The organism is Domibacillus tundrae, assembly GCF_000970675.1.
GTDB classification, from domain to species: Bacteria; Bacillota; Bacilli; order Bacillales; family Domibacillaceae; genus Domibacillus; species Domibacillus tundrae.
Map to the genome: position 1 here is coordinate 189,321 of NZ_LAJA01000014.1, position 22,499 is coordinate 211,819.

A 22,499-nucleotide genomic window follows, 5' to 3' on the forward strand; every position below is an offset into this window, starting at 1 on the left:
AAAAAATGGATAAATCAATGCGTGACATGCAAAAAGAAGTAGATAACTACATCAGCCAGTTTAAAGAAGGCTATTTTAGCCCGCTTGCCATGATGGCACGCCTTACGGAAGAAATAGGAGAGCTTGCCCGTGAAGTGAATCATTATTACGGAGAAAAGCCGAAAAAATCTTCAGAAGAAGAAAAAACAATCGAAGAAGAACTCGGTGATGTGCTGTTCGTGGCGATTTGTCTGGCGAATTCACTCGATATTGATTTGCAGACAGCGCACGACCGGGTGATGAATAAATTCCAGACGAGAGACAAAGACCGCTGGACGAAAATTGAGGAGGAAAAATAAATGAGCAGCATTCGTGTCATTATTGCGGGCCCGCGCGGCCGCATGGGAATAGAGGCCATTAAAATGGTGATGGATACTCCGGAATTCGAGCTGGTGGCGGTACTTGATCGGAAATATGGCGGAGAAACACTGGAAGATATCGGGTTCACCGGTTCACAGGCGCCGATTTATACGGATGTGAAAGATTGTTTTTCCGAGCATCAGGCAGACGTGCTCATTGATTTGACGACGCCGGAATTTGGTTACTTACATACAAAAACAGCGCTTGAACACGGCATCCGTCCTGTTGTGGGGACGACTGGCTTCACCGATAATCAGCTGTTAGAATTAAAAGAGCTGTCGGAATCAAAAGAGCTTGGCTGCATTATCGCACCAAACTTCGCAATCGGTGCCGTCTTAATGATGAAATTTTCACAAATAGCGGCTAAATATTTCAGCGATGTGGAAATTATCGAGCTTCATCATGATAAAAAACTCGATGCCCCGTCCGGAACGGCTGTGAAAACGGCGCAAATGATAAACGACATTCGCGAACCGAAAAAACAAGGGCATCCTGATGAAAAAGAAACGATTCCGGGTGCGCGCGGAGCCGAAATGAGTGGCATGCATATTCATAGTGTCAGACTGCCTGGATTAATTGCCCATCAACAAGTGTTGTTCGGCGCAGATGGTGAAACGCTGACGATCCGCCACGATTCGTATAATCGGGCTTCCTTTATGTCCGGTGTGAAAGTGTGTGTGGAAACCGTTATGAAAACGAAAACGCTCGTGTATGGCCTTGAAAATATTTTAGATTAATGGGGGATTTCGATGAACATTGCACTTATTGCGCATGATAAGAAAAAAGATGACTTGATTGAATTTGTGGATCTTCATAAAGATATTTTTGGCTATCATACGCTTTTTGCGACGGGAACCACAGGAACCCGTGTAATGGAAAAAACAGGACTGGATGTTCACCGCTTTCAATCAGGACCGCTTGGAGGCGATCAGGAAATTGGCGCGAGGATTGCCCGTGGTGAAATGGACTTTGTCTTTTTCTTCCGTGATCCGCTTACTGCACAGCCACATGAGCCGGATGTAACGGCGCTTGTTCGTCTTTGTGACGTATATTCTGTGCCGCTTGCGACAAATCTTGGCACAGCGCGCGTTTTAATTGATGGGATTATTGAGGAACAGAGTGAATGATCGGCAGGGGAGATAGATGGGATTAAACATTGGTATTACATGCTATCCGACAGTAGGCGGATCAGGCGTTGTCGCAACAGAACTTGGCAAGCTGCTGGCGGAAAAAGGGCATACGATTCACTTTATTACATCGGCTGTTCCATTCAGGTTAAACCGGATGTATCATAATATCTTTTTTCACCAAGTAGAAGTCAATCAATATTCGGTTTTTCAGTATCCTCCTTATGATATTGCGCTGGCGAGTAAGATGGCCGATATCATACAGCGGGAAAAGCTTGATATTTTGCACGTCCATTATGCGATACCGCATGCGGTGTGCGCGATTTTGGCCAAACAAATGGCAAAGTCAAATGTGAAAATTGTCACGACGCTGCACGGAACAGACATTACGGTGCTCGGATCGGATTCTGCGCTCACGCCCGCGATTAAATTTGGCATTGAACAGTCGGATGCAGTAACAGCTGTGTCTGATTCTCTCGTTAGGCAGACGAAGGATATGATCGCGCCGGAAAAAGATATTGAGACAGTATACAACTTTATCGATGAGCGGGTGTATCGTCCGGTTTCAGCTTATCATTTAAAAAAAGAATTCGGGATTAGAGACGATGAAAAAGTCGTGATTCATGTATCCAATTTCCGGGCGGTGAAACGTGTGACAGATGTAGTAAAAGTGTTCGCCAATATCGCGGAACAAATGCCAGCGAAGCTGCTTCTTGTCGGGGACGGTCCCGAAATGACGGTCGTCTGCCGGCTGGCGGAATCACTTGGACTGGAAGGACGGGTGTTATATCTCGGCAAGCAGGACAATGTAGAAGAATTGTACGCGATTAGTGACGTAAAGCTATTATTATCAGAGAAAGAAAGCTTCGGCCTTGTAGCGCTTGAAGCAATGGCGTGCGGAGTGCCGTGTATCGGAACAAACGCTGGCGGAATTCCCGAAGTCATTGAAGATGGAGAAAATGGTTTTGTGCGCCCGATTGGCGATATAAACGCCATTAGTGAAGCGGCTATTCAGTTGCTGACGAATGATTCGTTGTATACACGCATAAAACAGCGGGCGATCGAAACAGTTCAAGAACGGTTTCATTCATCTGATATCGTGCGTCAATACGAAAGCGTCTATTACGGTCTGATAAAGGAGACTGTTCATGATTGAGCATCCTTTTTTTCAGCAGGCACTTCCGGTTATTGAACGTCTTGAAGAAGCTGGTTATGAAGCGTACTTTGTCGGCGGGGCGGTCCGCGATCTTTTTTTAAGTCGCCCCATTCATGATGTGGACATTGCTACATCGGCCACACCGCCTGAAGTGAAAAACGTCTTCACGCATACCGTTGATGTCGGCATCGATCACGGCACCGTTCTTGTTTTGCATAACGGGACCGGATTCGAAGTGACGACGTTTCGAACCGAATCTCTATACAGTGATTTCAGGCGGCCGGACCATGTTGAATTTGTCCGGTCTCTTTATGAGGATTTAAAGCGGCGTGATTTTACGATGAATGCCATGGCTATGAATAAAGACGGGGAATGGATTGACCCATTTCACGGGAAAGACGATATTCAAAAGGGCATTATTCGGACGGTTGGCCGTGCAGTCGAGCGTTTTTCAGAGGATGCGCTTCGAATGATGCGGGCAGCACGGTTTGTGAGCCAGCTGTCTTTTGACCTTGATGCTGAAACAAAACAAGCAATGACTGAAAATGCGCCGCTGCTTGGCCATATTGCCGTTGAGCGAAAGCTGAATGAAATGGATAAACTGTTGGCGGGACGTGACAAACACCGTGCCTTGTCTGTCCTCATTGAAACAACTTTATATCAATTCCTGCCAGGTTTAGCTGAACGGAAGCAGGCGCTTATCCGTTTAGCAGCATTGTCGCTTGAACGATTAACAGCGGAACAAGTATGGGTAACAGCGGCGTATTTATGTGCAAATAACGATGCAAAGTCATTTTTAACGGATTGGCGACTGCCGCAAAAAAGAATCAAGCGAATTGTCCGAAGTATCCATACATTAAAGCAGCTGCAGTCAAAAGGCGCCAGCGATTGGCTGTTCTTCCAGTCGGGGCTCCAATCAGCGGTTGACAGTACAATGGCTGCAGCCGTTTTGTCTGGTGAAGAAGTGGATATAAAAGAAGTGACCAGCCGCTTTGAATTGCTTCCGATCATAAGCCGCCGCGATCTTGCGATTACCGGAAAAGAGCTAATGGAGTGGGCGGACAAGCCACGCGGTGCGTGGATTAAAGATGTGCTTGAACGAACAGAACGAGCGGTTATCGCCGGTGATATTCGAAATGACCGAATGGAAATTGAAAGGTGGCTGCGCGCATGCAATCTTCTGTAAAACATAAGCTGCTTGAAGTGTTTTCAAAAGCAGATGGCGATTTTGTATCCGGTCAGGCGCTGGCAGACAGCATTGGCTGTTCAAGGACAGCGGTATGGAAGCATATTGAATCGCTGCGGCAGGAAGGCTTTGAATTGGAAGCGGTACGCAACAAAGGCTACCGGATCAAATCAAAGCCCGATAAAGTCAGTGAAAATGAATTATTGATCGGACTTGAAACAGAGCGTCTCGGTAAACACGTGGTGTTCAGAGAAACCGTTGAATCAACGCAAAAAGAAGCACATAAAATTGCGGAAGAAGCAGTTGAAGGGACACTTGTGATCGCGGAAGAGCAAACAGCAGGACGCGGCCGCATGACACGGCCGTGGCACTCCCCGAAATATACCGGCATTTGGATGAGCCTTATTTTAAAACCAGATTTACCGCCGTTTAAAGCACCACAATTTACGCTTATCGCAGCAGTCGCCGTGGCAGAAGCGATCCGTGATACGGCTGGACTGAATCCGGAAATTAAATGGCCGAATGATCTGCTTCTGAACGGAAAAAAAATTACCGGCATTTTAACAGAGCTTCAGGCGGATTCGGATCGAATCCGCTCCATTATTATTGGCATTGGCATGAATGTCAACCAGCAAACGTTTCCTGAGGAGCTGGCTGGCATTGCGACGTCGCTGGCGATTGAAAAAGGAGAGCCAGTACCGCGTGCAAAGCTCGTTCAAGCCATTTTAAAAAACATGGAAGTATATTATGCGGAATATATAGAAAACGGTTTTGGTACCATAAAAGAAAAATGGGAATCCTTTGCTGTTTCAATCGGACGACAGCTCATTGCCCGCACGATTAGCGGCACGATTCGGGGCAAAGCGCTCGGTATTACCGAAGAAGGCGTGCTAAAGCTTCAGGATGAGAACGGTGTCATTCATGATATTTATTCAGCGGATATCGAAATCGAACAGTAGTCAAATGAATGAGTGCCTGTTATAATAATCGTGAACAGGGCGGTATCATTCTTGAGCTGCACCGCGTTCAACTCGTATAGCGCGTTTCTATAAGACAAACACTGCCTTGATCCGGACGGACAGGGACAGAGGGTCGAAACATTCATCCGTTTATAACGGGTCCTTCTGCTCTTTTTCGGGCAGCAGGACCCTTTTTCGTTGTTTCGTCTCCTCTAATCAAAAGGAGGAAGCAAAATGAAGCGAACAGCAGATTTCAGCAAGATGAAAGCAAAACAAGATAAAATCGCCATGATTACGGCTTACGATTACCCGTCAGCGAAGCAGGCAGAAGCAGGCGCTGCGGACCTCATTTTAGTCGGTGACTCCCTTGGCATGACAGTGCTTGGATATGAATCAACCGTTTATGTCACAACGGAAGATATGGTACACCATACAAAAGCGGTAAAACGAGGTGCACGTGATACATTTGTCGTCACGGATATGCCGTTTATGACGTATCACGTGAATAAAGAACAAACACTTAATACGGCTCGCATGCTCATACAGGGCGGGGGAGCGGACGCGGTAAAACTTGAAGGAGCAGGAGAAATCGTGGACCGTGTGCGTGAATTAACAGCTGCCGGCATACCGGTATGCGCCCATCTTGGCCTTACCCCTCAGTCAGTTGGCGTTCTTGGTGGCTATAAAGTACAAGGGAAAACAGCCGAAGCGGCGCAGCGAATGCTAGAAGATGCAAAAGCAATGGAGCAGGCAGGGGCGTTTATGCTTGTTTTGGAATGTGTCCCGCACCAAGTCGCACAGTCAGTTGCCGCAGCACTTCAGATTCCAGTCATTGGAATCGGTGCGGGGGCCGAAACAGACGGTCAAGTGCTTGTCTACCATGACATTATGCGCTATGGCGTCGGCCGGACAGCGAAGTTTGTAAAAAGCTATGCAAATTTTGACCAAGACGGAATCAAAGCGGTTTCTTCTTATGTCACAGATGTGAAAACAGGCGCGTTTCCGGAAAAAGCGCACACATTCACAATGAACGAAGACGAATTGGACCGGCTGTATGGAGGCGTGCGTTCATGAATATTATCCGGACGGTTGCGAGTTTAAAAAAAGAAGTCCGCTATTTTCAATTAGATAACCAATCAATCGGTTTCGTACCGACGATGGGTTTTTTGCATGAAGGGCATGTAACACTCGCCCGCAAGGCACGCAAGGAAAACGATGTTGTGATTATGTCTATTTTCGTTAATCCACTTCAATTTGGGCCAAATGAAGATTTTGAACGTTATCCGAGGGATGAAGCGCGGGATACAGCGCTAGCTGAAGAAGCAGGCGTTGATATTTTGTTTTTGCCGTCTGTTGAAGAAATGTATCCGGATGAGCCGTCGGTGACGCTGACGGTCCATAAACGAACAAACGCCCTATGCGGCTTAGCGCGCGTTGGTCATTTTGATGGTGTGGCTACCGTGGTTATGAAATTATTTCATTTAACAGAAGCGGACCGGGCATATTTCGGCAAAAAAGATGCGCAGCAGCTTGCTGTTATTCACGGACTTGTAGACTCGTTAAACGTGCCGATCGAAATTGTGGACGTTGACACTGTAAGAGAGCCGGATGGACTGGCAAAAAGTTCACGCAACGTGTATTTGCTGCCGGAAGAGCGGGAAAAAGCGCCGGCGATTTACAAAGCGCTTCAGCTCGTGGCAGAGTCCATTGAAGCAGGTGAAACAAATATCGCCCATTTAAAGCAAAAAGCACGCCGCGTTTTGGAAGAGCAAACCGGTGCGGAAATTGATTATATGGAGATTTTGTCGTATCCGGAATTAGAGTCCCTAGATTCAGTTAGTGGCACGATTATCGCGGCCGCTGCTGTCAAATATAAAAATGCCAGATTAATTGATAATCTGATTTTACCGATGAAAGGAAGTGCACCATGTTTCGCACAATGATGAACGGGAAAATTCACCGTGCAACGGTGACAGAAGCCAACTTAAATTACGTCGGCAGTATTACTATTGATGAAGATTTGCTCGATGCAGCCGGCATGATGCCAAATGAAAAAGTGCAAATTGTTAATAACAACAACGGTGCGCGTCTCGAGACATATATTATCCCAGGCGAACGCGGCAGCGGCGTCATCTGTTTGAACGGAGCCGCCGCGCGTCTCGTTCAGCCAGGCGATACGGTGATTGTTATTTCATACGTTTTAGTGGCGGAGGAAAACGTAAAAAACCATAAGCCGAAAGTACTGATCATGGATGAACAAAACCGCATTGCCGATCTCTTGCATCAAGAACCGGCCGCAACCATTATGTAAATTTAAAGCCGCTGTTTAGGCAGCGGTCTTTTTTTGCGCATTTTTCCAGCTCTAGGTGCCCTCGAGGCCCATAGGTTCTGGGTTACAAAAGCGTTGCGGCAGATGCCGCGTTCGTTCTTAGCTTTTGTTCCATTTACCTTACCCAGCGCCAAGCCCTTCTGGAGGCAAAAAAACGCCTCCGCCAGTGCTTTTCTTATGCTTGTCGCCGATAAGCGGGCACCTTTCGCTATTCTTGTGGTAAACTGATAAAGAATTTACTTAAAGGTGTGTTTGCCGTGATCAATGACGTACGATTTACAGTGGCAGATTTTGAAACGACCGGCCACTCTCATGCAAGCGGCGGCCGTATTATGCAGGCAGCTTTTGTTACCATTGAAGAAGGCCGAATTCAAGGCCAATACAATACATATTTAAATCCGGATGCGCCGATCCCGCCATTTATACAAGAATTAACCGGGATTGATGAAAAAACGGTCCAACAGGCACCATTTTTTAAGGACGAAGCCGGGCAGTTTCTGAAATGGCTTGCAGATTCGGTTTTTGTGGCTCATAACGTGTCTTTTGACTTAACGTTTTTAAATGGTGAACTGGAAGCGTCCGGACATCCGCCGTTTACCGGTCTTTTTATCGATACGGTGGAACTCGCGAAAATTGTTTTGCCAGCTTCAGACAGTTATAAGCTGGGCGATTTGTCTGATCAATTTGGACTGAGCCATAGGCAAAAGCACCGGGCGGACAGTGATGCATACGCAACAGCAGAACTGTTTATTCAATTGGTAGAACGTCTGGAAGCACTTCCCCTGGTGACGATTGAACAATTATTAAAGCTGTCATCTGGTTTGAAAAGCGATATTCATATGCTGCTGTCCCGTATTGCGGCGGAGAAAAAAAAACGCGTGGAAATGTTATCGGATCAGTGGACTGTTTATCGTGGGCTTGCACTTCGAACAAAAAAACAGCCGGAAAAACGGACAGCAGACAGGTCGATTTCATTTCCGGAAAAGGAAGAAGAAAAATGGGTGCTGCTTTCCGGTGTGCCTGGAATGGAGCGCCGGCACGGGCAAATGCAGATGATGAATGCAGTGCAGCGCTTTTTTGAAAAAGGGCAGCATACTGTCATTGAAGCAGGTACCGGGACGGGCAAGTCACTTGCCTATTTGCTGCCGGCTATTTATGAAAGCCAGCGAAGCGGCCGGCCGGTCGTTGTTTCAACGTATACCGTCCTTTTGCAGCACCAGCTGCTGGAGCGGGAGCTTACGAAGCTGCAGATGATGCTGCCGTTTGATGTAAAAGCAGCAGTATTAAAAGGAAAGCGCCACTATTTAGACTTATCCCGCTTTGTCCGGTCGCTTCGGGAAAAAGAACGAAATTACGACCGGACGATGACGAAAATGCAAATGCTTGTCTGGCTGCTCGAAACAGAAACTGGTGACGGCGATGAGTTGAATCTGTCGTCAGGCGGGGCATTGTTTTGGAAAGAAGTGTGCCAGGCAGACGATTACATGAACAAAGCAAAACAAGCGTGGCGCAAGCATGATTTTGCCCGATACGCAAAAGAAGTGGCAGCAAGTGCCGACATTATTGTCACAAATCATTCGTTTTTAATTGCCGATATGAAAGCGGAAAAACCGCTTCTTCTGCCAGAGAGCTATATCATTATTGATGAAGCACACCGGTTTGAAAAAGCAGCGAGAGAGCGTCTTGGGCAGGAATTGTCGCTCGCACATCTGAAATTTTTGCTCGGAAAAATGGGTTCGGCGGAAGACCGGCGTCTTCTGTATCATCTGAACCGGATCGAATCAAAGCGTCTCGCTGAACGGCCGTCGGAGAAAGTGATGGCAGCCACTGCCGCTGTTTTAACAGAAGCGGAAGAATGGTTTGGCGTATTATCCGCTTTTTTTGAACGGCAAACGTCTCGAATGAGCCATTCTAAGCGCCAGCAGGCTATTACAGAAGAAAGCCGAAACACTGCCGGCTGGCAGCAAATCGAATATGGCGCTGAACGATTATACAATTTGCTGTCACGTTTAATAGAAGCCGTGTCGGAGAAAATAACGCCTATTACGGATATCCGCAAGCAGCTGTCTGCTCGAGATGAATTGTATGTAGACGATATGCTTTTATTTTTAAAGAGGTGCCGGGGGTGGAATGAGCGGCTGTTTGAACTCATTTTTCGCCCCGATGAGGAAGAAGTCATTTGGATGGAAGGGGACGTCCGGTCGCTGGCAAATACATTGACGATACGGACGCAGCCGGTTCAGCCTGGTTCACTCATTCAAGATTACTTGCTTGAACGGCATCACGTGCTGTTTACGTCGGCGACACTGACAGTTGAACAGTCTTTCCGCTTTTTTGCAGGCGAAATGGGATTGACGCCGCATCAGTACAGTGAATATGTTATCCCGTCGCCATTTGATTATGCGAACCATTGCCGAATCGTTATTCCGAATGATGTACCAGAAGTGAAAGAAACAGACAATGGCTCATACGCGCAGGCGGTCGCAGATTATATTATTGCAGCAGCAGAAACAGCAGGCGGTCGTATGCTCGTCTTATTTACATCGTTTGATATTTTGAAAAAAACACATGATTTTATTCGCGAAACAGAACTTCTGGCTGAATACGCCATTATTGCACAGGGCATTACGAATGGCAGCGTCGCCCGGCTGGCGAAAAATTTTCGGCAATATGACAAAGCGATCTTGCTCGGTACAGGCGCGCTTTGGGAAGGAATCGATATTCCGGGCGAAGATTTATCGGTTTTGTTTATCGTCCGGCTGCCGTTTGCGCCGCCAGATGATCCGTTTATCGCCGCGAGGAGCGGGCAGCTGAAAAAAGAAGGAGAAAATCCATTTTCCGCTTATTCGCTGCCACAAGCGATTATTCGTTTTCGTCAAGGCTTTGGCCGGTTAATCCGCACAGAGTCGGACCGGGGGGTGGCGATCCTCTTCGACCGCCGCGTGCTGTCAAGCCGGTACGGAAAAGCGTTTCTCGAATCGATTCCAGACGTACCGGTGAAAGAACTGGATATTGCCGGTACGATGGAGCTCATAGAAAAGTGGCTGCCCAGGGAAAAATAGTTGCATGAGGTACGGCCATTCCTGCTATAATTTGAGCCAGGAGGGATTTTTTATGGAGTCAAAAATTGAAGTGCTCTCAACCGTGAAAGTTGAAAATAACGGTGACTTGTATAAACTTGTTGATACACTGAATCGGACGCTTAAGCGGGAAAATTTAATGTTTGGTCTTGCGCTTGATGCCGATGATCAGACAAAAGCAGTTTTTACAATTTATCGAACGTAAAGAACGTGGTGAATATGCGAACAAACTTTAAAAAATGGTTATTAATAATCGGAATTTCGTTGTTTCTCATTGCGATAATTGTATCTATCCTGTATAATAATGCACAAAAACCGTATGAAAAAGCAAAAGAGACTGCTTTGACACAGCTTCAGGAAAAAGCTGCTCTTTCGCAAATCGACGATGTGTATCTTTATAACAGCACAACGGCGTATTATACGGGAACGGGGCAGGACGAAAGCGGACAGGATGTTGCGGTTTGGCTGGCACAGGATGGCAAGTCCGAACCGATCGTCCGCCCGCTGGGTGATGGTGTGACGGAGAAAGAAGCACGTGCTCTCTTCAAGGAGGAAGCGGGCAATGCGGATATTTTATCGCTTACGCTTGGCATGGAAGGCAAAACCCCTGTTTGGCTGTTTACATTTAAAAATGACAATGGCCGCTTGAATTATTATTATTTAACGTTTTCAGACGGAACATGGTGGAAAAAGGTTGAAAACATTTAACAGAATGGAGAATGGATTCATGGACGTACAATTAGCAGAACGCGTAAAAGCATTAACCCCATCAACAACGCTTGCGATTACCGCAAAAGCGAAAGAAATGAAAGTACAAGGCATTGATGTCATTGGGCTTGGCGCTGGTGAGCCGGATTTTAATACACCGGACCATATTATTGAAGCGGCGTATGAATCATTAAAAGATGGCCAAACGAAATATACACCGGCCGGAGGGCTCGCCGAACTGAAAAACGCGGTCATCGATAAATTCAAGCAGGATCAGGGCATTACATATAAACCGAACGAAATCATTGTGACAACAGGCGCAAAACACGCGCTTTATAACTTATTTCAAGTGATTTTAAACGATGGCGACGAAGTCATCATCCCGACACCCTATTGGGTCAGTTATCCGGAGCAAGTGAAGCTTGCGGACGGTGTACCTGTTTATGTAGACGGCAAAGAATCCAATGACTTTAAAATTACACCGGAACAGCTTGAAGCAGCGATTACGAACAATACAAAAGCGGTTATCATTAACTCACCGTCGAATCCGACCGGTATGCTGTACTCAGCTGACGAGCTAAAAGCGCTTGGCGAAGTGGCCATCCGTCACAACATTTGGATCGTCTCCGATGAAATTTACGAAAAATTAGTGTACGGGGACAACAAACACGTGTCTATTGCCGAATTGTCTCCCGAATTAAAAGAACAGACGATCATCATTAACGGTGTTTCAAAATCCCATTCGATGACTGGCTGGCGGATCGGGTATGCCGCTGGAAACGCACAGGTGATTAAAGCCATGACAGATCTTGCAAGCCATTCAACGTCTAATCCGACATCGACTGCTCAATACGGCGCCATTGCCGCTTACACAGGCACACAGCAGCCGGTAGAAGAGATGAAAAAAGCATTTGAAGAACGCTTGAACATCATTCATGCAAAATTAACGGAAATCCCAGGAGTTACGTGTTTAAAACCACAAGGTGCGTTTTACTTGTACCCGAACGTAACAAAAGCAGCAGAATTAACAGGTCATGCCAATGTGGATGGCTTTGTGACGGCGCTCCTTGAAGAAGCAAACGTTGCAGTTGTGCCGGGGAGTGGTTTTGGCACGCCTCCAAACATCCGCTTATCATATGCAACGTCGCTTGAACTGCTTGAAAAAGCAGTTGACCGTATTGCGGATTATGTAAAAACAAACCAAAAAGGGTAATAATGATTAGAAAAGCAGTCCATTCGGGCGGCTTTTCTTTTTTTCCTGGTCCTAGTATAATATGAAGCATTGCGAAGGTTCGAGGTGGAATGGAAATGAAAGAAAAAGAAATGATGATTCGCTGGATGGAGCAAGGAGCCACAAGCGTACCGAACGTGCTGCTTGAAAACTACAAGCGGCTGTCTTTAAATGAGCAGGAAATGATGGTTCTTCTGCACATTTACTCCTATTCACAAAAAGGGATCACCTTCCCGAGTTTTGAAGAGCTGTCGAACCGGATGTCGATGTCTGCTTCTGACTGCGCGGGATGTGTGAAAAAGCTGATTCAAAAACAAGTAGTTGCGATTGTAGAGGGAAGTCAGACCGGCTATGAATTTTATTCGTTTGAGCCGCTTTGGAACAAGCTTGTCTCCCTATTTGAATCAGAAGCAAGAGGCCTGTCTGTTCAGCAGGCAATGGTAGAAGAAAAAGACTTATACAGTTTGTTTGAAGAAGAATTTGGCCGGCCTCTTTCCTCCATTGAATGTGAAACGCTTGCGCTTTGGATTGACCAGGACGGCCATGAACCGCCTGTGATTAAAGCAGCTCTTCGGGAAGCGGTATTGTCCATGAAGCTGAATTTCCGCTATATGGACCGCATTTTATTTGAATGGAAAAAGCAAGGCATTAAAACGGTAGAGCAGGCGCGAGAACAAGGGAAAAAGTTTCGTAAGCCGGCTGGAGCCGAGCAGGTATCACGCTCGGAACATGCGGTGCCGTTTTACAATTGGCTGGAACAATAAGGAGAAAACAAGATGCTGAATAAAACTGACATTCGCCGCTGTCTGGATACGTTTGCGGAAATGTTTCCAGGAGCGCACTGCGAATTAAATCATAACAATCCCTTTGAGCTTGTTATTGCAGTGGCGCTGTCTGCGCAATGCACGGATGCGCTCGTCAATAAAGTGACGAAAGGGCTGTTCCAAAAGTATAAAACACCGGAGGACTATTTGTCGGTTCCGCTGGAGGAACTTGAGCAGGATATCCGCTCGATCGGCTTATACCGGAACAAAGCGAAAAATATTCAGAAGATGTCGCGGATGCTCATTGAAGAGCTCGACGGTGTTGTACCCGAAACGCAGGATGAACTTGAGAAGCTGCCAGGTGTCGGCCGTAAAACAGCGAATGTCGTCGCGTCTGTCGCATTTGGCGTTCCGGCAATTGCCGTGGATACGCATGTTGAACGGATTTCGAAGCGGCTGGGTTTTTGCCGCTGGAAAGACAATGTGACAGAAGTCGAAAAAACGTTAATGCGCAAAATCCCAAAAGAGGAATGGTCGGATACGCATCACCGGATGATTTTTTTTGGTCGGTATCACTGCAAAGCACAGTCGCCGAACTGCCCCGAATGCCCGCTGCTTGATTTGTGTCGGGAAGGGAAAAAAAGAATGAAGCTCGGTGGTGTCCGTAAATGAATGTATTGATTCCAAAAGAGCTTCGTTATTTTTCGGATGAAACACATGTGGAAATGCCGGACTCAGTCTGTTTTTATCCATATTTTTTGTACGAGCTGAGCGGTGACAAACCGTGGGAATGGGAAAAAAGCGGGCTGCCGTTGCTGCAGTCCGCATGGGACGAAATGGAGACGGCGCTTGATGAAAAACAACGTGCCCGCAGCAAAGATGTGAAAAGAGAAGTCGATGCGCTATTGGCGATGTTTTTTATGGCATTGTTTTGGGTGAACGGACAGCCGTCAGCGCCAGTGTTATGGAAAGAAAAAGAAGCGGATTTCGCCGTAAAGCCAATTAATTTTCGTGAGCGATTTACGTACATCGACAGCCGGCCGTATACATATATGGCTTACCGGCAGTTAATTGAGCTGATGACTGAACTGAAAAAAGCCGCCGCAGTTTATGCAATACGAAAACCCCGATGAAATCATTCATCGGGGTTTTCATTTTTTTATTCAGTTGGAGTGTTTTCGACCTCAGGCACCGGTTCAGGATCGCGTGTCCCATTGCCTTGTGTCGTTCCATTTCCATTGTTGTTACCGTTATTATTCGTATTGTCATCTGCAGGTACTTCTGTATCTGGTTCCGGTTCTAGCTCCGGTTCTGGCTCCGGTTCCGGTTCAGGTTCTACCGGTTCTGGTTCCGGTGTTGCTGGTTCCGGCTCGGGTTCTGGCTCAGGCTCCGGTTCCGGCTCAGGCTCTGGTGTTTCCGGTTCCTCCACCGCACCACCTGGAATCGTCACAGAAGTGGAAGCGGAATCGACGCTTTGACCGTCTATAATGGCTGTCACCGTAATGGAATACGTCTCGCCGGGCTGTCCGCTGCTAAAGACGGTAGAAAAGCCGCCAATCGACTGTGTTTCTAGGCCATTCGATACACTAAAGGATGGGCTGCCATCGCCGTTATACGACCAGGAAACGGACATATTGCCGCTTGCATCAGCAGTGGCGGACAAACCAGTTACCGCACCACCTGATGTTTCCTCTTCCGGCTGTTCTTCTTCTTCTTCTGTTTCTTCTTCCTCTTCTTCCGGCTCTACTGGCGGCTTTGACCGTTTCGGCTGTTCGCCACGAATAAATAATTCGTACGTTTTGTTGCTGTCTGAGACGCCATTTCCGGCAACGGCGGCCGGATTTGATCCCTTAATGATCGGAAGTTCCACGACACTGTCTGGTTTTTCAAAGTCAGGTGTGTCGACATCTTCTGATACTTTAGTCATCAGCTGCTTAAAGAGTTCTTTGGCAATCTGTTGGCTTTCTTTTGACAAATATTCCGTTCTGCTTTCGTATCCGGTCCAAATAGCGGCGGTATAATTTGTTGTGTAGCCAACAAACCACGCATCCGGTGATGCACTGGATGGGAAATCATATTGTGCGAGTTCATCATCTGTGTAGTTCGTCGTTCCGGTTTTGCCTGCCATATGAAGAGATGGAATATTTGCGGCTGTACCCGTTCCGTAATTAACAACGCTTTTTAGCATGTCTGTCACCATATAAGCGGTGTAGTCGTTCATTGCAGGTTCTGACGTTACATCGTTTTTAACGACCGTGCCATCTGCAAGCGTTACTTTTGTGACAGTATGCGGCTCGTTATAAATACCGCCATTTCCAAATGCTGCATAAGCACCGGCCATTTGCAACGGTGAAATACCTTCATCACCGTCCATTGCGCCAATTCCATACGATTCATATTCGTTTTCTAATTTGATGCCGAGCTTGCCGGCAAATTCATAAGCATCGTCAAATCCGACTTCCTGGAATGTGCGGACGGCCGGCGTATTTTTCGAACGCGCCAGTGCATCGCGCATCGACATCATGCCTGCATAAGAGCCGCCGGCATTTCCGACTGAACCGCCGCCTGAATATTGAAGCGGGCTATCTTCTACCTGCTCGTATGTGGACCATTTTAAATAGTCAATCGCTGGTCCGTAATCCAAAATAGGCTTGATGGTGGAACCTGGCTGGCGTTTAATATCTGTCGCATAGTTTAAGCCGCGCTGCACTTCCTGGTTGCGGCCGCCGCCAATCGCCCGGATTGCACCAGTCTGTGTATCTGTCAATGCAATACCTGCTTGGAACAGCTCGCTCGGATAATTCATCGACTCATCGCTGTTGAGCAGCTTATACATGTATTCCTGCGCTTCTTTGTCGAGTGTTGTTTCAATCGTTAACCCGTCTGTATACGGGTTATAGCCCATGGCTCCCACTTCCTCAATCACAAGATCAACGAAGGCATCATATTCTGGATCGATTCCTGATTTGCTGACAGGCTTGTCCAAAAGATAATCTGTAATGTTCTGAGCCTGCGCTTCTTCCATCTCAGAAGCGGAAATTTTGTCATGCTGATTCATTAGGGAGAGAACTACATCTTTCCGTTTTTCAGCGTTTTCCGGATGTTCAAATGCATTGTAGTTATTCGGGCTTTGCGGCATACCTGCAAGATAAGCGGCTTCCGGAAGAGACAACTCGCTTAGTTCTTTACTGAAATAATAATCCGCCGCCGCTTTAACACCGTTAATTCCACCGGACATAAAAATTTTGTTTACGTACATTTCGAAAATTTCTTCTTTTGAGTATTCCTGCTCCAGTTTATAAGCAAGATACGCTTCCTGGGCTTTCCGTTTCAGTGTTTTATCAGGTGATAAAAATGACATCTTGACAACCTGCTGGGTAATGGTACTCGCTCCCTGTGAGCCGAAGCCTTCCGTGACGTTTTTCACAACCGCCCCGGCAAGACGGACCGGATCAATTCCTTTATGTTCAAAGAAGCGGCTGTCTTCTGTCGCAATAAACGCATCGCGGACTAAAAGAGGAATGTCGTCGTATGCTACGTAATCACGGCGTTCTGCACCGATATTGGTCAGGAGCGTTCCACCATCGTAATTAATTTTGGACGAAATCGGGTCTTTTAACAGTGCTTCGTCAATGTCAGGCGTGTCTTTCACATAGTACGCAAATAAACCAGCGCCGCCGATCAAGAGGAACAAGGCAAGTAAACCCACCAAGAGAAGGATTCTTTTCAAGATCACTTGCTTTTTGCTTGCGGGTGCTTTTGGTGCTTTCGCTGTTTTTGGTGTTTTTGGTTTTCTTTGGATGCGGACCGGCTTTTTCTTTTGCTGGTTCCGCTTTTCGGTTCTCGATTTGTATTCGTCAGACATATGTCTTTTTTCCTCGCTTTCAAAATTAAAAGTATATATCCTCCACTGCATCTAAAAACGGAACGCGCGGAGAGAGACCCAGTTTAAGTGCTGCACTGCAATCGGCGAGTTCCGCTTTTGTAATTGATTTGCGGCCGCCATCATGCATACGTTCCCAAAAGCCATTCAATGCATAAAATGGCAAAAAAAACAGCTCGTCCGTTTTTGAAAACCGGATAATCACAAACGCAATGCCGCCATGCTCATCGACTTGTTTCATGTGTGCAATTTGGTGGGCGTGAAAATTTTTCAGAGGAAACGACGTCGTGTTGTTCGTTTCTTTCGCTTCAAAATCAATATACTTTCCTTTATATACCCCGTTGTAATCCGTTGTAGAGGCCTGTCTGAAATACGCTTCTTTAATAACAGCTGCACTTCTCGCCGGGTAATCCACCTGGACGATTTGAACAGGCACGGGTTTTTTATGAATGACCGCCATGTTTCGGCTTAAATAATACGCATTCGTTTCATTAATGTCGTCTTCGAGCGTCATGCCGCGGTTTGAAAACACAGGATCTTTTTTCGGCTGTGTCGATTCAGACGTATGAGCCGGCCGCGTATATTGTTTACCATTTGGATAGCGGATCGCCATCTCATTCCCTCCTCTTGAATCCAATCAATATCATACCACATGAGCGAACAAATCGCCTGTTTGAAAAGACATATTGCTTTATGCCTTTTTCTGAAGACTGCAGATTGAAAAAAAACCATCTTTCCGCTATTATATTAATATAGGACGTTATGATGCTAATAAGGCAGGTGAGCCGTTATGAGCAAAGAAACAGAAAAAATCGCTGCTCTTCAAGAAGAAAACCGGTTATTAAAAGAAGAACTTGCAGAATATAAACATATTGTAAAAGATGTTTCAGCACCAATCATTCCGTCGATCATCCCGGAAACCATTTTAGTCCCGATTACGGGGAAGTTATCGCAAGACCGCTTTGAGACTATTATCTCATCACTTATGAACGCCTGTTATGAGAACGAGGTCGAAACGGTGATTATTGATTTTACTGCCATTTCTAAAAAAGAAATTGGGGAAACCGCTGTACTCGGCCAATCAATCGATCATTTGATAAACTCCTTAAATTTGATGGGAGCAGAGACATTTTTAGTCGGATTCACGCCGGATTTCACACAAGATTTAATGCGAAGCGGCATGCGGATCCGGACTGATTTAAATACTTTTTTAACATTCCGGAGCGCTCTCCAGTTTTTAATAAAGAAAAAAGGAATGGTATTTGCATAATTTGTCGCATACCTACTTTCTTTGACGTCTGTACACTAGTTTTGTCAGGATGGCAGGACATTCGCTTTGCTCGGCGAATCCTTTTAGTCAATACGGCAAAGGGGTGAAGGTGATGACGAAAGAAGAGTGGATGGAGCGGTTGAACGAATTGGAAAAAGATACATTGGAGCTTGAGCAACGGTTGAAAATGAGAGTGGCGGATGAGCGAAGCCGCAAAATCGCTGGCTTTCGAATTCGTGCAGAACGCGTCCACAATCGTCTGCTTCTCGTCGAAGAAGGAGCACGCTTTTTATGTGGAGATACTGTACTGCCGCTTAAGCAAGCTGCCGGTTCTATTTGAAATGAGGGTTACGAAGTGTCTTTATATGAAAAAACAGTGAAACTAAGTAAATTAATTGTACGGGCAAAAGCTATTTATGAAGCACAACGCGAATCAAAAGAAGAAGCTGATTTTTTTGGAACGGTAAAGCCATTTGCAGACGAAGTGGATGCCGCAGCAGATCTGTGGGAGCAAGAAGCTCTTTTATTTTTACAGGAGCATCCGCAAAAATACTTGCATGCCGCTCAAATTGTGCAGGCGGCGGACAACGCGCGAAGGGTTGGAGCATATGCCCACTTTTTTGATACGGGAAAAGCGAAATTTATTCAATCAGCGGATTCGGCCTTATACGTGCTTGAATCGCTGGACAATTGCATAAAAGAATAAAGGACGCGGCACTGCGTTCTTTTTTTTGCTTTTAAAAAGATCGTTTGTTCGATATTATAGGATCAAAGGCTAAAAACGCCGCGTTGTGTGGATCCAAGGATAAGAGAGGTGTAAATCATCATGTGGAAAAAAACTCTTTCAGATATTATTACGGAGCTGCGCAATGATGAAAACGTCATTCACTGGCATGAGCTGGAGCCGATAGAAGCGAAAACGCGTCCAATGCCGATATTCATTGATGAACGGCTTCGGGCTGCACTGGAAGCGCGTCGTGTCCGCGATTTATATACGCATCAATACTCTGCTTTTGAAGCGGTGCAGCAAGGTGAAAATATCGTTGCTGTCACGCCGACGGCTTCCGGTAAAACGCTTTGCTACAATTTGCCGGTGCTGCAAAAAATTGCGGAAGACAGTGCGAGCCGCGCGCTTTATTTATTTCCGACGAAAGCACTTGCGCAAGATCAAAAAAGTGAATTAAATGAGATCATTGCAGAAATGGGTGCTGATATTAAAAGTTTTACATATGACGGGGACACGTCGCCGGCGATCCGGCAAAAAGTTCGGCAGGCCGGACATATTGTCATGACCAATCCGGATATGCTTCATTCCGCTATTTTGCCAAACCATACGAAATGGGTCAGCTTGTTTGAAAACCTAAAATACATTGTGATCGATGAATTGCATACGTATCGCGGTGTATTTGGGAGCCATGTGGCGAATGTAATTCGTCGTTTAAAGCGAATTTGCTCATTTTATGGAAGCAGTCCGCAGTTTATTTGTACATCGGCGACAATCGCCAACCCAAAAGAACTGGCGGAACAATTAACTGGCAGCCCGATGCGTTTGATCGACAATAATGGAGCACCTCGCGGACGGAAGCATTTTGTTTTTTACAATCCGCCGGTTGTGAACGAACCGCTTAACATTCGCAGGAGCGCAACTGTCGAAGTGAACAGGCTGGCGCGAGAGTTTTTAAAAAACCAAATTCAAACCATTATTTTCGCGAGAAGCCGAGTCCGAGTAGAAATTATTTTGAGCCATATTCAAGAGCTTGTAAAGCGGGACATCGGACCAAAAACGATCCGTGGCTATAGAGGCGGCTATTTGCCGAAAGAACGGCGCGCGATTGAGAAAGGACTCCGTGACGGCGACATTTTAGGGGTGGTCAGCACCAATGCACTCGAGCTTGGGGTTGATATCGGCCAGCTGCAAGTGTGCGTGATGACGGGGTATCCGGGCAGTGTTGCGAGCACGTGGCAGCAAGCGGGTCGTGCCGGCCGGCGTCATGGAGAAGCCGTTATCATTATGGTAGCGAGTTCTACACCTATTGATCAGTACGTCGTTCAAAACCCGGATTACTTTTTTGAACGAAACCCAGAATCGGCCCGCATTAATGCTGAAAATTTAATTATTTTGGTTGATCATTTAAAATGCGCAGCGTATGAGCTGCCGTTTCAGGAAGATGAATCGTTTGGACCGATGGATGTGACTGATGTGCTCGATTACTTGCGGGAAGAGCGTGTTCTTCATTACAATGGAGGCAAATACCATTGGTCGCATGAATCGTTTCCGGCAACGAATATCAGCCTTCGTTCTGCCACGCAGGAAAATGTTGTCATTGTCGATCAATCAGAGACAGCCAACGTGAAAATTATCGGTGAAATGGACCGGCTGAGTGCGATGACACTTTTGCATGATGAAGCGATTTATTTGCATGAAGGCGTTCAATTTCAAGTAGAGAAGCTTGATTGGGAGCATAAAAAAGCGTACGTCCGTCGAGTAGATGTGGAATACTACACCGATGCGAATTTGGCGGTTCAGCTAAAAGTCCTAGAAATTGATCGGACGAAAGAGCGGCCGTTGTCTGCCGTTCATTATGGAGATGTGACCGTTAACATTTTGCCGACGATATTTAAAAAGATTAAAATGACGACGTTTGAGAATATTGGTTCCGGGCCGATTACGCTGCCGGAAGAAGAAATTCATACAAGCGCGGTTTGGCTCGAGCTGAATATCGAAGAGCCGGAAAAGTCACTGGAGCATTTGCTGAGGGGCATTGCCAACGTTTTGCATCATATTGTTCCGATTCATACGATGTGTGACAAAAGCGACATTCATGTTGTGTCACAAATTAAAGCGGCGCATACGGGACTTCCGACGATTTTTCTCTATGATCATTATCCGGGGGGCATCGGTCTCGCAGAAGATGTGTATAAACGGTTTGATGACGTAAAAGAAGCCGCGAAAGACCTTATTCGAAAATGTCCGTGTCAGAATGGCTGTCCATCATGTGTCGGTATGGGCTTTGACGGGATGGATGTAAAGCGAAAAAGCATGGAACTGCTCGACCAGTTTTAAGGGGTGGCAAAGATGAGCATGGCAAAGAAGCTGCAGAGGCTGAAAAAGCACATTGTGCGTGAGGAGCCGCCTGCATCAAAACAGGAACCGCCGGAAGGCATCCGTTTTTGGGACGTATGGGAATCGGCTGGGGCAGAACTGTTTGAACTTGACGGCGAATATTGCATCACACGCGAAACGCATTATGCTCTTGATGCGGCACATGGTTTTTATACATTCAAGGATGCAAAAAAAACAATTGATCAATGGTCAGCGTTTGACAGTTATCACCCATTGTCAGCGAAAGGATTTCAGCCATCAGATTTGTTCTTTTTTGATATTGAAACAACTGGTTTAAGCGGCACCGGGAGTGTTATTTTTTTACTTGGGACGGCACGAATTCATGAAAATCAAGTAACAGTGAAACAATACTTTTTGCCTTCACCGGGTAATGAAACGGCGCTTTATGCGAAGTTTTTACAGGAAACGGATTATACAACGCTTGTGACGTATAACGGAAAATCGTTTGATTGGCCACAAGTAAAATCACGCCATACATTTGTGCGTGACAAGGTGCCGGCACTGCCGGCTTTTGGCCATTTCGATTTATATCATGCATCCCGTCGGCTTTTTAAACATACAATGGAATCGGTCAAGCTCGTCAATGTGGAAAAAGGGCACCTTGGGCTTGAGCGAGTAAATGATGTGCCGGGACACCTGGCGCCGATCATTTATTTTGATTTCCTAGAGCGAGGCGACCCGGAAGGTGTGTTGCAGGTAATGAAGCACAACGAGCGGGATATTTTAAGCTTGATTACGCTTTATACGCACATTAGCCGGCTTGTGCTCGATGAAAGAGCTCTAGTTGATGATCAAACGGCACTTGAAGTAGGGAAGTGGTTTGAGGCGTCGGGCAACAGCGCGGCCGCAAAAGAATCGTTCGAAAAGTCGACTGCAAGCAGGCAGGAAGAAGTGGCGCTTGACGCAGCATTTCGGCTCGCTATGCAGCTTAAGCGGGAGCAGTCTTTTGAAGCAGCTGTGTCATTATTTACCCGTGTACGCGAGTCAAATGGGGACCGGTCTATTGAAGCGGCAATTGAATTGGCGAAAGTGTATGAACATAAGTGGAAAGATATCCCTAAAGCATTACGAGAAACCGAATGGGCGCTTGAGCAGAAACTAGAAAAAGAAGCGATAACATGTGCATTGGAACACCGTTTGCATCGTTTGGAAAAAAAGTTGTCGAAATAACGCGAAAATTGCTGTCATATAGTTGTAACTTTTTTGAAAACAACGTAAAATAATAAATGGTTGGTTTTCAGATAGACTAAAAATATGGGGTGAATGACAGGTTGTATCGTGCA

General features: G+C 46.3%; 23 protein-coding genes. 21 read left to right on the top strand and 2 right to left on the bottom strand.

Annotation, left to right across the window (positions count from 1 at the left end; translation table 11 throughout):
* The first annotated feature begins 5 nt into the window (after nt 1-5).
* The 16 genes from VQ00_RS12785 (at nt 6) to VQ00_RS12855 (ending at nt 14,072) form a co-directional block, all read left to right on the top strand.
* Nucleotides 6-338, top strand: coding sequence for a nucleotide pyrophosphohydrolase (locus VQ00_RS12785; RefSeq protein ID WP_046180608.1), 333 nt, complete (start codon nt 6-8; stop codon nt 336-338).
* Nucleotides 339-1,136, top strand: a complete 798-nt coding sequence (gene dapB, locus VQ00_RS12790) for a 4-hydroxy-tetrahydrodipicolinate reductase (RefSeq protein WP_046180518.1) — start codon at nt 339-341, stop codon at nt 1,134-1,136.
* Nucleotides 1,137-1,148: 12 nt separating this feature from the next.
* Nucleotides 1,149-1,526, top strand: a complete 378-nt coding sequence (mgsA, locus tag VQ00_RS12795) for a methylglyoxal synthase (RefSeq protein WP_046180519.1) — start codon at nt 1,149-1,151, stop codon at nt 1,524-1,526.
* A 16-nt stretch (nt 1,527-1,542) separates the two neighbouring features.
* Nucleotides 1,543-2,682, top strand: coding sequence for an N-acetyl-alpha-D-glucosaminyl L-malate synthase BshA (gene bshA, locus VQ00_RS12800; RefSeq protein WP_046180520.1), 1,140 nt, complete (start codon nt 1,543-1,545; stop codon nt 2,680-2,682).
* Nucleotides 2,675-3,868, top strand: a complete 1,194-nt coding sequence (locus VQ00_RS12805) for a CCA tRNA nucleotidyltransferase (protein ID WP_483782922.1) — start codon at nt 2,675-2,677, stop codon at nt 3,866-3,868. Before bshA ends, VQ00_RS12805 begins: the two co-directional genes overlap by 8 nt.
* A complete protein-coding gene (locus VQ00_RS12810; protein ID WP_046180521.1) occupies nt 3,853-4,827 on the top strand; it encodes a biotin--[acetyl-CoA-carboxylase] ligase in 975 nt (324 codons plus the stop codon). The genes VQ00_RS12805 and VQ00_RS12810 overlap by 16 nt, the downstream gene beginning before the upstream one ends.
* A 234-nt stretch (nt 4,828-5,061) precedes the next feature.
* Complete coding sequence (gene panB / locus VQ00_RS12815; RefSeq protein WP_046180522.1) at nt 5,062-5,901, top strand: 3-methyl-2-oxobutanoate hydroxymethyltransferase; 840 nt, start codon at nt 5,062-5,064, stop codon at nt 5,899-5,901.
* Nucleotides 5,898-6,770 carry a pantoate--beta-alanine ligase gene (panC, locus tag VQ00_RS12820; RefSeq protein ID WP_046180523.1) on the top strand — a complete coding sequence of 291 codons (873 nt, stop codon included), beginning with the start codon at nt 5,898-5,900 and terminating at the stop codon, nt 6,768-6,770. Before panB ends, panC begins: the two co-directional genes overlap by 4 nt.
* The gene (gene panD, locus VQ00_RS12825) at nt 6,755-7,138 is read left to right on the top strand and encodes an aspartate 1-decarboxylase (RefSeq protein WP_046180524.1); all 384 of its coding nucleotides are present in this window, start codon (nt 6,755-6,757) and stop codon (nt 7,136-7,138) included. Before panC ends, panD begins: the two co-directional genes overlap by 16 nt.
* 275 nt (nt 7,139-7,413) lie before the next feature.
* A complete protein-coding gene (dinG, locus tag VQ00_RS12830) occupies nt 7,414-10,218 on the top strand; it encodes an ATP-dependent DNA helicase DinG (RefSeq protein ID WP_052728535.1) in 2,805 nt (934 codons plus the stop codon).
* A gap of 52 nt (nt 10,219-10,270) precedes the next feature.
* Complete coding sequence (locus tag VQ00_RS18165; RefSeq protein ID WP_082091560.1) at nt 10,271-10,441, top strand: YpmA family protein; 171 nt, start codon at nt 10,271-10,273, stop codon at nt 10,439-10,441.
* 137 nt (nt 10,442-10,578) lie between these two features.
* Nucleotides 10,579-10,944: a cell wall elongation regulator TseB-like domain-containing protein gene (locus VQ00_RS12835; protein ID WP_172645578.1), complete on the top strand. Its 366-nt coding sequence runs from the start codon at nt 10,579-10,581 to the stop codon at nt 10,942-10,944.
* 19 nt (nt 10,945-10,963) lie between these two features.
* Complete coding sequence (locus tag VQ00_RS12840; RefSeq protein ID WP_046180611.1) at nt 10,964-12,157, top strand: pyridoxal phosphate-dependent aminotransferase; 1,194 nt, start codon at nt 10,964-10,966, stop codon at nt 12,155-12,157.
* Nucleotides 12,158-12,252: 95 nt separating this feature from the next.
* Entirely contained in the window at nt 12,253-12,939 is a 687-nt protein-coding gene (locus VQ00_RS12845; RefSeq protein WP_046180526.1) for a DnaD domain-containing protein, read from the top strand.
* 12 nt (nt 12,940-12,951) lie between these two features.
* On the top strand, nt 12,952-13,611 hold the full coding sequence (nth, locus tag VQ00_RS12850; protein WP_046180527.1) for an endonuclease III: 660 nt from the start codon (nt 12,952-12,954) through the stop codon (nt 13,609-13,611).
* Entirely contained in the window at nt 13,608-14,072 is a 465-nt protein-coding gene (locus VQ00_RS12855; protein WP_046180528.1) for a YpoC family protein, read from the top strand. Before nth ends, VQ00_RS12855 begins: the two co-directional genes overlap by 4 nt.
* A gap of 26 nt (nt 14,073-14,098) precedes the next feature.
* Here the strand turns inward: VQ00_RS12855 and VQ00_RS12860 are convergent, their stop codons facing one another.
* Both VQ00_RS12860 and recU read right to left on the bottom strand, forming a co-directional pair.
* Complete coding sequence (locus VQ00_RS12860; protein ID WP_046180529.1) at nt 14,099-16,804, bottom strand: transglycosylase domain-containing protein; 2,706 nt, start codon at nt 16,802-16,804, stop codon at nt 14,099-14,101.
* Nucleotides 16,805-16,829: 25 nt separating this feature from the next.
* Nucleotides 16,830-17,435, bottom strand: coding sequence for a Holliday junction resolvase RecU (gene recU, locus VQ00_RS12865; protein WP_046180530.1), 606 nt, complete (start codon nt 17,433-17,435; stop codon nt 16,830-16,832).
* Between the two features lie 177 nt (nt 17,436-17,612).
* Between recU and VQ00_RS12870 the strand changes: the two genes are divergently transcribed.
* From VQ00_RS12870 to VQ00_RS12890, 5 genes are all read left to right on the top strand, one after another.
* Nucleotides 17,613-18,092, top strand: coding sequence for an STAS domain-containing protein (locus tag VQ00_RS12870; protein ID WP_046180531.1), 480 nt, complete (start codon nt 17,613-17,615; stop codon nt 18,090-18,092).
* A gap of 112 nt (nt 18,093-18,204) precedes the next feature.
* Nucleotides 18,205-18,432, top strand: coding sequence for a hypothetical protein (locus VQ00_RS12875; RefSeq protein WP_046180532.1), 228 nt, complete (start codon nt 18,205-18,207; stop codon nt 18,430-18,432).
* Between the two features lie 15 nt (nt 18,433-18,447).
* Complete coding sequence (locus VQ00_RS12880; protein WP_046180533.1) at nt 18,448-18,798, top strand: DUF1798 family protein; 351 nt, start codon at nt 18,448-18,450, stop codon at nt 18,796-18,798.
* A gap of 120 nt (nt 18,799-18,918) precedes the next feature.
* Nucleotides 18,919-21,156 carry a DEAD/DEAH box helicase gene (locus VQ00_RS12885; RefSeq protein WP_046180534.1) on the top strand — a complete coding sequence of 746 codons (2,238 nt, stop codon included), beginning with the start codon at nt 18,919-18,921 and terminating at the stop codon, nt 21,154-21,156.
* Between the two features lie 12 nt (nt 21,157-21,168).
* Complete coding sequence (locus tag VQ00_RS12890) at nt 21,169-22,386, top strand: ribonuclease H-like domain-containing protein (protein ID WP_046180535.1); 1,218 nt, start codon at nt 21,169-21,171, stop codon at nt 22,384-22,386.
* Nucleotides 22,387-22,499 lie beyond the last annotated feature (113 nt).